The following is a 13,281-nucleotide window of genomic DNA, read 5'->3' as shown; positions in this document are numbered from 1 at the left end:
GTCACTGAGTTTACTGATCAACTCGTGCAATTTCTTGTTTTATTTTGCTAATTTTTTTATAGAAAGGTTTATTTTTTCTTACTCCAGCGGGGAGTGCTTGCAGTGCTTGTTTTGCCTCATTTAAGTTAGCAAAACTGCCTGTTGTTACCACCCACCATATTTTACCATTTCGCTTAGTTTGATATGTATTGGTAATACTTTCTAGCTTATGTTCAGCAATAAACTCATTGCCTACCTGCTGCTGAGTTACGGCTAATAGCTGAATAACAAAATTATCTTCAGGTTGTTCTAGGTACCAGTTACTGGGTATTTTTACTATTTGGCTTTGCTGCTTTACCACCTCAGGTATGCTAATGGCTTCTTCAACCGGCGGCGGTGCTGGCTTTTCTTGTTCAGTTAAAGTCGATGGCTCAGTTAAACTTCCTACAATTGCTGGCACGTCATTGTGGGCACTCTCATCTGTAGTTGGCTCTTTAGTTATAGGCTGTGGCGAAGTAAACAGGGTTGGTGATTTAACCGGTTGTTGTTTATTTTGAATAGCTTGCTCGGTTGTAATAGCGGTTGTGAGGACTTGCTCATCGCTTTGACTATTAGCATTTTTCCACCATTGGGTCATATCAGCTTTGTATACAACGCCAATAATCAATAACATAATTATGAGTAATAGTGTGAGCAACTGTAAGCGCCAAGATACTTTGTCTTTTACGATAATATCAGCAACTTGTTCGCTAGGCTGCCAGGCTAATAAAAGACTTGGGTTACCTTGGGCTTCAACTAAAAAGGTTTTAAATACAGGGTCTTCATCATAAGGTAAAGCCGTGAAGTACCATCCCATTAGCTGCTTACTTTCAACCAAGTTTAATGGCTCTAAATGAATATTAACTGCCTCTTTAAACGGCAATTTAGATTGCGATGCAATCATAATGTAAAGCACATTGGGCGCACTTTTTGATAACAGCTCGAGCTCTGCAATTAGTTCTTCAGATAGGTGCCTGCCGCCATCGATAACCCATAAACACGCGCCGCATTGTTGTTGCTTCGCTAATTGATAATAGTTTTGTGATAAGCTCAGGTTGTGATCAATTAAAGGGGCATTAAAGCTTTGCTCTAATAATTGAGTCATCAATTGCACATCAGTCATTTGAGCGCCAACTTGCACAAACGCTTTATTAAAATCGTTATATTTATCAGTGATGAAGGTTTCAAGCAAATAGCTTTTACCTAAACCAGAAGTGCCCAACAAAACAATTAGGTTTTGACCATATTCAAATTGCAATGCGATTCTATCCACCAAAGCCGCACGGCTCGGTAAAATTTGTGACTGCATTTATTGCTCGATCAATGCTCTGACTTGATCATCAGACACATCATCAACTAATGCACATTGACCAAATTCGGTGGGTAAAATGAATCGGATAGTCCCTTTTTTATTCTTTTTATCTTTTCGCATATGCAGTAAAAAGTGCTCACTGGTCATATCGCTAGGTATCTCGATTGGTAAGCTATATTGCGCTATTAATGCAGCAATACGCTCTACATCTTCTCGTGTTAAATCTTGGCGAGTATAAGCAAGCTTTGCAGCAAGCACCATACCTGTTGCGACTGCTTCTCCATGTAACCAAACACCGTAACCCATTTGTGCTTCAATAGCATGCGCAAACGTGTGCCCTAAATTTAACAACGCACGAAGGCCCTGCTCTTTTTCATCTTGTGCAACAATGAGCGCTTTAATTTCACAGCATCTGAAGATGATGTGCTGTAAACACGTCTCGTCTAATTGTTGTAATTTAGCGATGTTATGCTCTAGATAAGCAAACAGTTCAGTATCGTAAATCAAGCCATACTTAATAACTTCAGCCATGCCTGCAGCAAACTCGCGTGTTGGTAAGGTATGCAACGAACGCGTGTCAATAAATACAGCTTGGGGTTGATAAAAAGCCCCAATCATATTTTTACCTAGCGGGTGATTAACCGCTGTTTTGCCGCCAACTGAAGAATCAACTTGAGATAATAAAGTGGTTGGTATTTGGATAAAAGGGACGCCACGCTGATAACAAGCAGCAACAAATCCAGTTAAATCACCTACAACGCCACCACCTAATGCAATTAAGCAGGTGTCACGGCCGCAATTATTCTCAAGTAGGAATGCCGAAATTTTTTCAAACCAAGTGAGTGATTTATATTGCTCACCATCTGGAATAATAAAATGCAGTGGGTTTAGCTGTGCTAATGAATCAAGCAACTGTTGAAGGTACAGCGGTGCTATCGTTTCATTAGTAATGATGATAGGCCGACAATCACCAATGTGATGGATTAGACGGCCTGTATCTTGAAGTGCAGATTGACCAATATAAATAGGATAACTTCGCTCGTCTAAATTAACAGTTAATTCAAGCATGCTGGGTTAGTCCTTTTTAATACTGGCTTTTAAAAATCCAATTTCTCGATGATTTGGTTAGCAACAACTTTCGCGCTCTGCTCATCAGTGCGTACAACAAAATCAGCTACTTCTTTATATAATGGTTCACGCTCTTCTGCTAAGCGCTCAAGTACATCACGAGGTGCTTCTTCTGTTTGCAGTAATGGGCGACGCTTGTCGCGTTGCGTACGTGCAACTTGCTTTTCAATCGGTGTCTCTAAGTATACAACAATACCGCGAGCCGAAAGCTTGTTTCGAACTTCTTTACTCATTACTGAGCCACCACCGGTTGCAAGTACAATACCTTGCATTTCGGTTAAGTCACCAATAACAGATTCTTCACGAAGTCTAAAGCCTTCTTCACCTTCAAGATCGAATACCCAGGCAATATCTGCGCCCGTGCGACGTTCGATTTCTTGATCAGAATCAACAAATTCAAGGTGTAATTGGTCAGCGATGTGACGACCAATCGTGCTTTTGCCAGCCCCCATGGGGCCAACTAGAAATATATTACGTTTCTCAGCCATATCTTTTAGTACAAACGAACTCTAAAATTTGAAATAAAACCCCGCCTAACGACCTGGCCCCAAAATTAAGAAAGGGATTATCTCAGTAATCGGTCGGGTATTTCAAGTCAATTAGGATAAAAAGCCATATAACGAGCAATTAAACTAAATAATTACCCACTGGTTAACAAAAAAGCACCTTATTATAGGCAAGTTTATCTTCTAGGGTTAAAATTTATGCAATTAAGGTTACTACATTGTTGCTTCATGAAAGCTTTTGCATGGTAACTTTACAAGAGCCTGAATTACAAACAACATAAACGCAGCCTTAAATACATCCGCAGTACAGTACATGATCAAAATTATATACTGTCTTATTGTACATTTATAGGGAGTGTTCACACCACGATAACTAAATTACATACCCATACTATCTAGGCTGGTATTCAACCTAGATAGCTTAAATATTTAGTCTATTTGGATTTTAGGTGTGACAAAAATCAGCAGTTCGCGCTTTTCATTGAACTCGCTTGTGCTTTTAAATAGTCTTCCTACGTAAGGAAGGTCGCCCAATAAAGGTACTTTTTTGGTCGAATTAATAATTTGCTGTTGGAAAATACCACCCAACACTACCGTTTGTCCATTCTCAACGAGTACTTGAGTCTCAATTTGTTGCGTATCGATGGCAACCGCTGGGCCTGTACCTGTTTGAACCGTATCCCCTCGGGTATCTTGAGTAATGATTAAATTTAAAATAACTTTGTTATCGGGTGTGATATGAGGTGTCACTTCTAGGCTTAGTACCGCCTTTTTAAAACTTACGGTTGTTGCACCACTTGAAGCTGACTCCACATAAGGGATCTCAGTACCTTGCTCAATACGCGCTTTTTGCTGATTAGCAGCAGTAATGCGTGGGCTTGCAATGATTTCACCTTTGTTTTCTTCTTCAAGGGCGGTTAATTCTAAATCAATTAATGTTCCGTTAGCCAATTTAGCAATGTGCATACCTATACTCGCCGATGGATTCGCCACTGGTAAATTAACGTTAAGTCGATCAGAAAGACTAGGGATATTACCATTAGAAATCGTTTCAGCTCCTTCTAATGTGCCAGAAACACCGTCTGAGCCTTGCTGATCACTAAACCCCCAACGTACCCCCAAGTCTTCAGTTACGTTGTCACGTACGGTTACCATACGCGCTTCAATAACCACTTGTTTAACCGGTATATCTAAAGTTTCGACCATACGACGAACACTTTCAATACTTTTTGCAGTGTCTTTCATTAATAACGTATTAGTACGTTGATCAACAGACACGCTCCCTCTGGCTGTAATAATACTGTTGGTATCTGTTTTTAATAAGTCGGCAAAATCTTCTGCTTTTGCATAATTTAAGCGGATGTATTCACTGTAAAGTGGCTCTAAATCCTCAACTTGCTGTTTAGCTTTTAACTCTTTTGCTTCACGGGCAGCCAGCTCTTCAGATGGTGCAACCATTAAAATAGAACCGTCCATGCGTTTGTCTAAGCCTTTTATTCTAAGCACGACATCTAACGCCTGATCCCACGGAACCCCATCAAGGCGAAGAGTAATATTGCCTGTCACTGAGTCGCTTGTTACCAAGTTAAAATCATTGTAACCGGCAATAATCTGTAACACAGCACGAACAGAGATATCTTGAAAATTAAGCGTCATAGGACGACCCAAGTACTCTTTACCACCATCTAAGTAGGCATTTTGCGTTTCATCTTTCTCAACCGTTAAGGTAAAAATATTCTCAATTTGCTGATAGGTATAGGCAAATGCAGTGTTTGGTTCAATCACTAAACGTGTAAGGTTATCTTCTTTAAACGTTTCAATACTGCTCACCACAGTGCCAAAATCAAGTACATCTAATTCATACAATAAATCATCTAAAATATCGGTATGATGAAACTCGGCAATGATTTTTCCACCGCTTTCATGAACCTCTACAGCTGCCTGAGTATCTTGTAGATAAACAAGTACTTTCGCTTCACCTTTTTCTCCACGTCGAAAGTCAATTGCTTGAATACCGTTAATATAATTAGACGTGTAAGCAGGCTTATCTTCGCTGGTTGTTAAAATTTGCTCTGTGAGTGGGTTATCAGAAATTCTAATAGAAACTAAATTATTGTTTACTTCAGTCTCATAAATTTTTAATCGGTCCAAGTTAATGGTCACTTTTAAACCCGCACTGGTCATCATACTCGTGATGTTACTGATACCAGCTTGGTTGATAGCGATATTCGTCAACCCTTCATCTAATTCTACCCCATCAAATAGTAGCTCTATTCTTGCAGGGCTATTAAAAACTTGTACTGCTGGTTGCTGCTGCAACTCTTCATCAAAAACTAGCTGTAATTCGGTTTCACCTTTAAGCAATGGATTATATCGAACGTCATAGAGTAAAGGGGCTGCACTTACGGCTTTTGTCATTAGTAGTAAAAAAACAAACAATAAAGCAGATAAAATACGATGATGCGAACACTCACCTTTGTGCATATAGGGTATACCTTTTTTCTTATTAATTTGCGCCATTGGTTGCCGCCTCTAACATTTCTAATTTGGTCAAACGTTCTTTCCAACAACCTGACCCATCAGGGATTAATTCTACTAATTCAATATAGTCACTATTAACACTGCTTACTTTTCCGTCATAGGTGCCTAAATAGCTTCCTATTGTTACTCGGTGCAAGGTGTCATCAGCAGCTGTAATGAGCGCCCATGTTTTGCCGTTCGATCCTATTGTGCCCCTCATTGCTAAATTATCTAATGGGTACTTCTCCAGTGGCTGACGAACACGCTCTGGATCTGGGTGAAGACAGTTTTTAACTTGTGTTAGCTTGTTTTGAATAATTTCTGGTTCTGGCGCTACAAAAGGGCTACGTAAGTCTTTGGCGTTATACTCAAAGTGCTCAAACTTAACTAGCTCAGGTATTTTTTCAATACGTGCCGTGGTATTTGCCTTAACCTGATCAATAAATTCTTTTTGCTCCGATGTATCCTCGTTACAGCCACTGAGCAAAAACATCGCAGTGGTTAAAAAGAGAAGCTGCTTCATCATCTCACCCCCTCTTCATAACGGTAAGTTTTTGCTACTACACTGAATGTTAGCTGCTTTTCGCCAGATGATAAAATAGAAAAGTCATGTAAACTGACAATTCTTGGTAGTTGAGCCACTTTCCCTACAAATTCGCCAAACTCATGATAAGTACCTACCACTTCAATTTTAATTGGCAACTCGGTATAAAACTCTTTTTCAACTTCTGGCAACCAACCAATTTTTAAAAATGTTAACCCGCTGGTTGTACCCACATAAGAAAGGTCGTCCAATAATCCTGGCGTCTCATTTGAAGTAGGTAGGCGTTTTAATAATTGAGAGAATTTATCTTCCATCTCAACCATTTGCTCACGATAAATATCAAGCTTACTGGCAACTGCATATTTAGTTCGGTAGGTTGTGCGTAACTCAATTTCCTTAGCAACGGCATTGTGGTAGCTGTCTATTTCATCCGACACTAATAAGCTGTAGCTAAAAAACAACACCAAACAAGCTACAAAAGTTCCGCATATTGCTTTTACAATAACGGGCCACTCACCGATGTTATCGAGCTCGATTTCATTCCAATCGATTTCTGTAAACGATTTAAAATCAAGGTTCATTACGTACCTCACCTATTTTGCCAAATGGTTTTACGTAAAACTCCATATTAAAATCGCTGAGTAAACGTGAAGATTGATCGCCGGCAACAATACCTTGCATAGTCGGGCGCTCTAATAAGTAAGAGCTTTGTACCTGTCTGAGCATAGTAGATAAACGATTATTAGACTCACTTTTGCCTAACACATGAATTTGATTACCTCTGCGCTCCAGCTTGGTTAAATAAACCCCTGCAGGCACTATTTTTGCCACTTCATCCATTATTTGGGTGCCTAAATTACGACTACTTTGTAACTCTTCAATTAAACGCATACGTTGTTGTAAGTTTTCTTTTTTCTTGTCTAGATCACGTATGTCGCGAATTTTATTGTCGAGCGTTGTAATTTCTGAACTAAGATAATTATTTTTTAACGTTTGCCCTTCTTTTAGAGCACCATAAAATACACTCAGCATATACATACCAGCAAAACAGACGATAACCACAGCCATAAGAAGTGTTATAAATTTCTTTTTAGACTGCTCACGCTGTAGCTCACGCCAAGGTAATAAATTTATATGTGGCATGATGAAAAGCTCCTCAACGCCAGGCCAGTCGCAATTGCAAATTGAGTGCGGTGACGCTGTATTATATTACGATCAACTCTAGGAGATATTTCCATCTTATCAAATGGTTCAACAACAACTGTGTGTATTCCTAATTCTTCAATCAGCAATCTATCAATGCCTTTAATCATCGCTGAGCCGCCCGTCAATACAATATAGTCCAATTGTTCTTTACCTGTGGTGGTTAAAAACATTTGAACAGCACGACGAACCTGCTGGAGTAACGATGTTTGAAAAGGAGCTAACACTTCAAATGTATAGTTTGGAGGTAAATCACCGGTTGTTTTGCCAATTTCAGCTTCATCAAAGCCTTTGTTGTAGTAAGCAACGATACTATTTGTGTATTGGTCGCCACCAAATACTTGGTCACGGGTATAAATTGTCTCACCAGATTGCACTACACTCACCAAGGTGAGTACAGCACCAATATCAACCACTGCAACCGTTTTGTCATATGCATCTGATGGTAACTGTTGGTAGTAAACATCCATAGCGCGACTTAGCGCATAGCTTTCAACGTCCACTACTTTTGCGGTTAAATTCGCAGCACTTAACGCACCGACTCTGGCTTCAACGCTTTCGGTTCTAGCGGCAGAGAGCAGTACATTTATTTTGCTCGGGTCAGCACTATTTGTAGAGAGCTTTTCAAAATCAAGACTCACTTCATCTAGTGGGTAAGGAATTAAGCTGTCGGCTTCAATTTCAATCTGCGACTCTAATTCAGCGTCGCTTAAGGAAACATCCATGAAAATAACTTTAGTAATCACGGTTTGCCCAGAGACGGCAACAGACGCGAATTTTAGCGACTTTGGTAGCTTTCGTTTTAACTTGATTATCACATTACCAATTGCTTCAATATCTTGAATATTACGCTCGCTCATAGCGCCTTTTGGCATAGGTTCAATTGCAAGTGCTTCTAGTCGAAGCCCAGTTTCTGTTTCACTTAAAAGTACGGCCTTGATAGAGTGCGATCCAATATCAATACCTACCATCATTGGTGATGGTTTTTTTATTAGTTGACTTAGCATGTTTGCAACTTTGCCTTTGTTTTAATAATAAACAAGTTATAATTTATATCTTAAAAAATATTATTCAATTTTTAATCAATATATACTAGCAGTCTCAACCTGTAATTGGGAGTCCGTTTAGGGAAATATCAGTGATTTTATTAAAAAGAACTTTACAATTTTTGATCATTTGTGCATTACTTGCACTAATTACATTGCTCAGCCTTTATTACTACGTTAAATCCGATATTCCCAGCGTGCAAGTTTTAAAAAACGTGCAATTACAAACGCCTATGCAAGTATTTACTAAAGATGGGCTTTTAATCAACCAATTTGGTGAAAAAAGACGGATCCCTGTAACTATAGACCAAATTCCCCAGCCTTTATTGCAGGCTTTTTTGGCAACTGAAGATAACCGCTTTTACGATCATATCGGTATTGATCCAATTGGTATTGTGCGCTCAGCGCTAGTACTTATTTCTACTGGTGAGAAAAAGCAAGGTGCCAGTACTATTACCATGCAATTAGCTCGTAACTTCTTTTTAACACGAGAAAAAGCCTACATTCGTAAAGTAAAAGAAATATTTATTGCCATTCATATCGAAAACCTCCTCTCAAAAGATGAAATATTTGAGCTTTACCTAAATAAAATAGAATTAGGAAATCGTGCCTTTGGTATTGGTGCTGCGGCGCAAGTTTATTATGGTAAAGAACTAAAAGAGTTAACTCTTGCGCAAATGGCAATGATTGCTGGTTTACCAAAAGCTCCTTCGGCACTTAATCCTATTCGTAATCCAGAACGTGCTAAAGCAAGAAGAAATGTGGTGTTAGGAAGAATGCTTGAAGAGAAGTATATTTCAAGAGCGCAGTATAACGAAGCCACTAACCAACCAATTACCGCGTATTTTCATGGAGCTGAAATTGACTTATATGCGCCGTACATTTCAGAAATGGTACGAGCAGAAATGGTGTCACGCTACGGTATAGATAAAGCCTATAACTCAGGGTTTAAAGTGTACACTTCTGTTGAATCAGATGTTCAAAAAGCAGCACAAACAGCTCTAGTTAATAACCTACATGCCTACGATATGCGCCATGGTTTTAGAGGCCCTGAAGCCATATTGTGGGATCCGCAAACAGAGCCGCCATTAACGCAGTCGAAATTATTAAACACTTTAAAAACTGTTAATGAATTTGGCCCTTTAAAAACGGCTGCGGTGTTAAGCGTGAGCGATAAAAGCGCTGAAGTTATACTTAAAAGCGGCGAGCGCACAACCCTTACTTGGGATAACCTAAAATGGGCACGTAAGTTTATTACACGCTATCGCCAAAGCTTTGCGCCTGAAACAGCAAGCGATATATTAACTCCAGGCATGCAAATATGGCTGCGCAAAAATGACGATAATAGCTATATTTTAAGTCAAATACCTGAAGCGGCGAGCGCCATTGTTTCTTTAGACCCACAAGACGGGCGCATAAAAGCCATTGTTGGTGGATATAGTTTTGAACAAAGCCAATATAACCGAGCTGTACAAGCTAAACGCCAAGTAGGCTCAAATATTAAGCCGTTTATATATTCAGCTGCGCTTGAAAAAGGCTACACACTAGCGTCAATTTTAAATGATGCTCCTATAAATCAATGGGATAAGAGCCAAGGCGTTGCATGGCGACCAAAAAACAGCCCAGCTATTTATAATGGCCCAATTCGCATTCGTCGTGCTTTAGCCCAATCTAAGAATGTAATTTCCGTACGCTTATTAAGGGGCGTTGGACTGCAAAGAACAGCCGATCATTTATTAAAATTTGGTTTTGACGATAAAGATATAAATCGTAGTGAGTCACTGGCATTAGGCAGTGCATCCATTACGCCGCTTGAATTAGCTCGTGGGATGAGTGCTTTTGCTAATGGCGGTCACCTAATTGAGCCGTACTTTATTTCACAAATCCAAGATGCAATGGGTAATACGTTATTTAAAACCAATCCCACCATTATTTGTGATGATGAAACGACAACACCTAGCTCGCTAATGCTAGGTGAGCAAGTAGCACCAAATTGTGCGCCGCAGATCATCTCTAAACAAAATGCATTTTTAATTGCCAGCGCAATGAATAGTGCTATTTGGGGTGGCGGTAGCTGGTCACATAAAACCGGTTGGAGTGGAACAGGCTGGCGTGCACAAGCGCTAAAACGTCGCGATCTTTCTGGTAAAACAGGCACGACTAATGATTCTGTAGATACTTGGTTTAGTGGCTTTAACCGCGATGTGATGACATCAGTTTGGGTTGGCTTTGATAACCCAGGTAATACACTGGGACGCTCAACCTACAATAACAACTTAGGAAGTGGTCAAATATCAGGTGCTGAGTCAGGCGCAAAAACAGCTCAGCCTGCATGGGTTGATTTTATGCGCGCCGCACTGGATGGCAAACCTGCTGCGCCCATCGAACCACCTGAAGGCTTAGTTTCTATTCGTATTGATTTAGAAACCGGATTATTAAGTCATAAAAACGATTACACCAGCCGTTTTGAATACTTTGAAAAAGGCACCGCTCCTACCAAGTATGTGTTATCACAACCAAGTGATATATTTGAAGAAAACACTAAAACTGAAGAAGAGCTATTTTAAATATAGCGAACAGTAAAAAGGCCGCAAATTAGCGGCCTTTTTGATGGTCTAACTAATATTTTGTACCAACCAGTATAAGTCAGAGTGAACGCCAGCAGCAGTCACTTCTTTACCCGCACCGGGGCCTTGTATCACTAATGCGTTTTGGTTATACCACTGGGTATTAATCACAAAAATATTATCGCCAGGGGTCAAATTCGCAACCGCTTCGCTTTTTGGTACATAGGTAATCCCTACCTTAGCGTTTAGCGTGTTGTTTTCAAACTCTAATAACCCAGTGTAGCACAGTGCAGCATTTTGTTGCTGAGCCGCTTGCGCATGCTGCTCAATAAATGCATCTAAACGAGCCTTATTATCAATAAAGTCATTCCAGCTGCCTGCACTTAACTCATCGGGCATCAAAGCGGATAAAGAAATGTCATCAAGTTCCAATTCAATACCTAATTCACGCGCTAAAATAAGCAACTTACGTTGCATATCTCGTCCAGATAAGTCTTCTCGAGGATCAGGCTCTGTGAATCCCAAAGCTTGTGCTTCTAGAACTAAATCTGAAAACGCTTTACTGCCATCATACATACTGCATAACCATGACAGTGTGCCAGAAAACACGCCTTCTATTCGCGTTATTTTATCGCCACTATTTTGTAAATCAGCCAAGGCAAAATTAATCGGTAGTCCGGCCCCTACACTTGCATTATAACGCCAATGTAAGCCACGTTGAGCAAGGCTTTCACGTAGTGTTTGATACCACGAAAGCGATGCGGTTCCCGCGTATTTATTAGCACTAATTAGATGGCAGTTTAATTCAACTAACTTACTATAAAGCTGACTAAAATGTTCACTGGCGGTAATGTCGATCACTATTTTATGTTCATACTCAAGAGTATCTATGTATGACAATAAATCGGCTTGTTTATAGGAGCTTGCATGGTTTTCCCATTGAAGTTGCCAGCTTTCACAGTCTAATCCATTAGCATTCACCAGCATCTGCTCTGAGCGTAAAAGCGCTACTAACTTGACGTTAAAATCAGTTGATAAGCGTGCTAGTTGAGCAGGTAATTGGCGCATAAACTCAGCACCTACATTACCAAGTCCTGCAATAATTAAAGCTATTTCTTGTGCTTTATTAATGAGCTTGTCATGTAACAGGCTCAGCACATCACTTTCAAGTACTTGATCGGTTAATAGTAACGTATATCCCTCACCGTAATGGGTAAACCGAGGCTGGATAGATTGTGTTTGTAATAAGGCTTCACTTTGCTTACCAAGCGGCGCTACCTCTTGATCAGGTGCAATAATCGCCACCCCATTTAAGTTTGACTCACTAATATTGGCGCGGCCAGCAAAATAATTAGCCACCTGATGTGTCGCTGACGCAGGGACTAGTAAGTAGATTTCGCCTTCGTGTTCAAAGTGATGCAAACTATGCTGAATAAGTTGGCTAACATGTGCTACTTCGCCTTCACTCAGATCATCAACAATGAGTAAATCAACATTATTTACTGTGGTTAAAAAGCGTTTTTGTTTACTCATTCCTAGTTTAACTATTTCGGTATGACTGCCTTGAGGATCGTAACTACTGCGAACAACTAATTCTATATCGGTATCTTTTAATGGCGATAATGTTTTAGCGTGTAATACTGGATTACCTAACCTCGCTAATAAATTCGCTTGATCACGGCACACTCGCGCATACTTAACCGCATTAGCAACCTTACGCGGATCAGTACTAAAAACACCTTGAGTGTCAGTCCAAATAGAGACTTTTTTAGCATTGCAATACCGCGCTAATAAAGTGGTACTGTAATCACTGCCATTTCGCCCTAAGGTCACTGTTTCACCATGTAAATCAGCCGCAATAAACCCAGTAACTACATTAATTTTACTCGTCTGTATGGCTTTTAAGCACTGCTGCTGATTATTAGCATGCTGCAGCTGTCCGGTATCTAACGTAAATAACTGCCTAGCGTCATGGGCACAAGCGCTAACGTTAAGCTGTTCTAAGTAAGCGCTTAGTAACCTTGCAGACCACAATTCACCATGTGCTAATAACGCAGCTTCAGCTAATGTTCCTTGCTTAGTCTGCTTGGTAATAATACTGAGCTCAGTTTCAAGTAAATCAAGCGCATGGTGCTTAGCGTTAGCTATTAATAATTGCTCAATCAGAGCTATTTGATGGTTACTCAATAGCAATACAATATCAGCAATAGCTTGAGTGTCTTGCTGTTGATAGCTTTGCCACAGTTTAACTAAGGTATCGGTGGTTTTACCGGCAGCCGATACCACCACACAATCCCCAGCTTGAGCATGAGTTAAAATAATATTTGCGACACTTTTAAAGCGATCCGCTGAGCTTAAACTCGAACCACCAAATTTATGAACCTGATTTACCATATTAATACCGACTCGCATTTATGTTTTGTATTTTGAAGATTGG

General features: G+C 40.0%; 10 protein-coding genes. 1 reads left to right on the top strand and 9 read right to left on the bottom strand.

The annotated features are described in order from the left end of the window. Positions 1-10: 10 nt before the first annotated feature. The 8 genes from N523_RS0104995 to N523_RS0104960 all read right to left on the bottom strand — a co-directional run bounded on the left by N523_RS0104995 (position 11) and on the right by N523_RS0104960 (position 8,238). Positions 11-1,327 carry an SPOR domain-containing protein gene (locus N523_RS0104995; protein WP_028834490.1) on the bottom strand — a complete coding sequence of 439 codons (1,317 nt, stop codon included), beginning with the start codon at positions 1,325-1,327 and terminating at the stop codon, positions 11-13. After that, positions 1,328-2,398 carry a 3-dehydroquinate synthase gene (gene aroB / locus N523_RS0104990; RefSeq protein WP_008115047.1) on the bottom strand — a complete coding sequence of 357 codons (1,071 nt, stop codon included), beginning with the start codon at positions 2,396-2,398 and terminating at the stop codon, positions 1,328-1,330. A gap of 29 nt (positions 2,399-2,427) precedes the next feature. Beyond that, positions 2,428-2,946, bottom strand: a complete 519-nt coding sequence (aroK, locus tag N523_RS0104985; RefSeq protein WP_008466255.1) for a shikimate kinase AroK — start codon at positions 2,944-2,946, stop codon at positions 2,428-2,430. A 447-nt stretch (positions 2,947-3,393) separates the two neighbouring features. Next, entirely contained in the window at positions 3,394-5,484 is a 2,091-nt protein-coding gene (locus tag N523_RS0104980; RefSeq protein WP_013463907.1) for a type IV pilus secretin PilQ, read from the bottom strand. Further along, complete coding sequence (locus tag N523_RS0104975; RefSeq protein ID WP_008115036.1) at positions 5,471-6,007, bottom strand: pilus assembly protein PilP; 537 nt, start codon at positions 6,005-6,007, stop codon at positions 5,471-5,473. The genes N523_RS0104980 and N523_RS0104975 overlap by 14 nt, the downstream gene beginning before the upstream one ends. Then, on the bottom strand, positions 6,007-6,609 hold the full coding sequence (locus N523_RS0104970) for a type 4a pilus biogenesis protein PilO (protein ID WP_008115035.1): 603 nt from the start codon (positions 6,607-6,609) through the stop codon (positions 6,007-6,009). The genes N523_RS0104975 and N523_RS0104970 overlap by 1 nt, the downstream gene beginning before the upstream one ends. After that, positions 6,599-7,171 (bottom strand): PilN domain-containing protein, encoded by a 573-nt coding sequence (locus tag N523_RS0104965; RefSeq protein ID WP_028834489.1) that lies wholly within the window; start codon positions 7,169-7,171, stop codon positions 6,599-6,601. Before N523_RS0104965 ends, N523_RS0104970 begins: the two co-directional genes overlap by 11 nt. Continuing rightward, complete coding sequence (locus N523_RS0104960) at positions 7,159-8,238, bottom strand: pilus assembly protein PilM (RefSeq protein ID WP_013463905.1); 1,080 nt, start codon at positions 8,236-8,238, stop codon at positions 7,159-7,161. The genes N523_RS0104965 and N523_RS0104960 overlap by 13 nt, the downstream gene beginning before the upstream one ends. Positions 8,239-8,369: 131 nt before the next feature. Between N523_RS0104960 and N523_RS0104955 the strand changes: the two genes are divergently transcribed. Beyond that, the gene (locus N523_RS0104955) at positions 8,370-10,844 is read left to right on the top strand and encodes a penicillin-binding protein 1A (RefSeq protein ID WP_028834488.1); all 2,475 of its coding nucleotides are present in this window, start codon (positions 8,370-8,372) and stop codon (positions 10,842-10,844) included. Between the two features lie 48 nt (positions 10,845-10,892). On the opposite strand, the gene metL is transcribed toward N523_RS0104955, so the two are convergent. Beyond that, entirely contained in the window at positions 10,893-13,238 is a 2,346-nt protein-coding gene (gene metL, locus N523_RS0104950) for a bifunctional aspartate kinase/homoserine dehydrogenase II (protein WP_028834487.1), read from the bottom strand. Positions 13,239-13,281: the final 43 nt, after the last annotated feature.

The organism is Pseudoalteromonas sp. 23_GOM-1509m (genome assembly GCF_000518425.1).
Taxonomy (GTDB): Bacteria; Pseudomonadota; Gammaproteobacteria; order Enterobacterales; family Alteromonadaceae; genus Pseudoalteromonas; species Pseudoalteromonas tetraodonis.
The sequence above is the reverse complement of the archived record's forward strand: the minus strand, read 5'-3'. Positions and strand labels throughout refer to the sequence as shown.

Excerpts from the sequence above, each read along its gene's own strand:
- N523_RS0104995 (WP_028834490.1), bottom strand. The coding sequence starts at position 1,327 with ATGCAGTCACAAATTTTACCGAGCCGTGCGGCTTTGGTGGATAGAATC.
- aroB (WP_008115047.1), bottom strand. The coding sequence starts at position 2,398 with ATGCTTGAATTAACTGTTAATTTAGACGAGCGAAGTTATCCTATTTAT.
- aroK (WP_008466255.1), bottom strand. The coding sequence starts at position 2,946 with ATGGCTGAGAAACGTAATATATTTCTAGTTGGCCCCATGGGGGCTGGC.
- N523_RS0104980 (WP_013463907.1), bottom strand. The coding sequence starts at position 5,484 with ATGGCGCAAATTAATAAGAAAAAAGGTATACCCTATATGCACAAAGGT.
- N523_RS0104975 (WP_008115036.1), bottom strand. The coding sequence starts at position 6,007 with ATGAAGCAGCTTCTCTTTTTAACCACTGCGATGTTTTTGCTCAGTGGC.
- N523_RS0104970 (WP_008115035.1), bottom strand. The coding sequence starts at position 6,609 with ATGAACCTTGATTTTAAATCGTTTACAGAAATCGATTGGAATGAAATC.
- N523_RS0104965 (WP_028834489.1), bottom strand. The coding sequence starts at position 7,171 with ATGCCACATATAAATTTATTACCTTGGCGTGAGCTACAGCGTGAGCAG.
- N523_RS0104960 (WP_013463905.1), bottom strand. The coding sequence starts at position 8,238 with ATGCTAAGTCAACTAATAAAAAAACCATCACCAATGATGGTAGGTATT.
- metL (WP_028834487.1), bottom strand. The coding sequence starts at position 13,238 with ATGGTAAATCAGGTTCATAAATTTGGTGGTTCGAGTTTAAGCTCAGCG.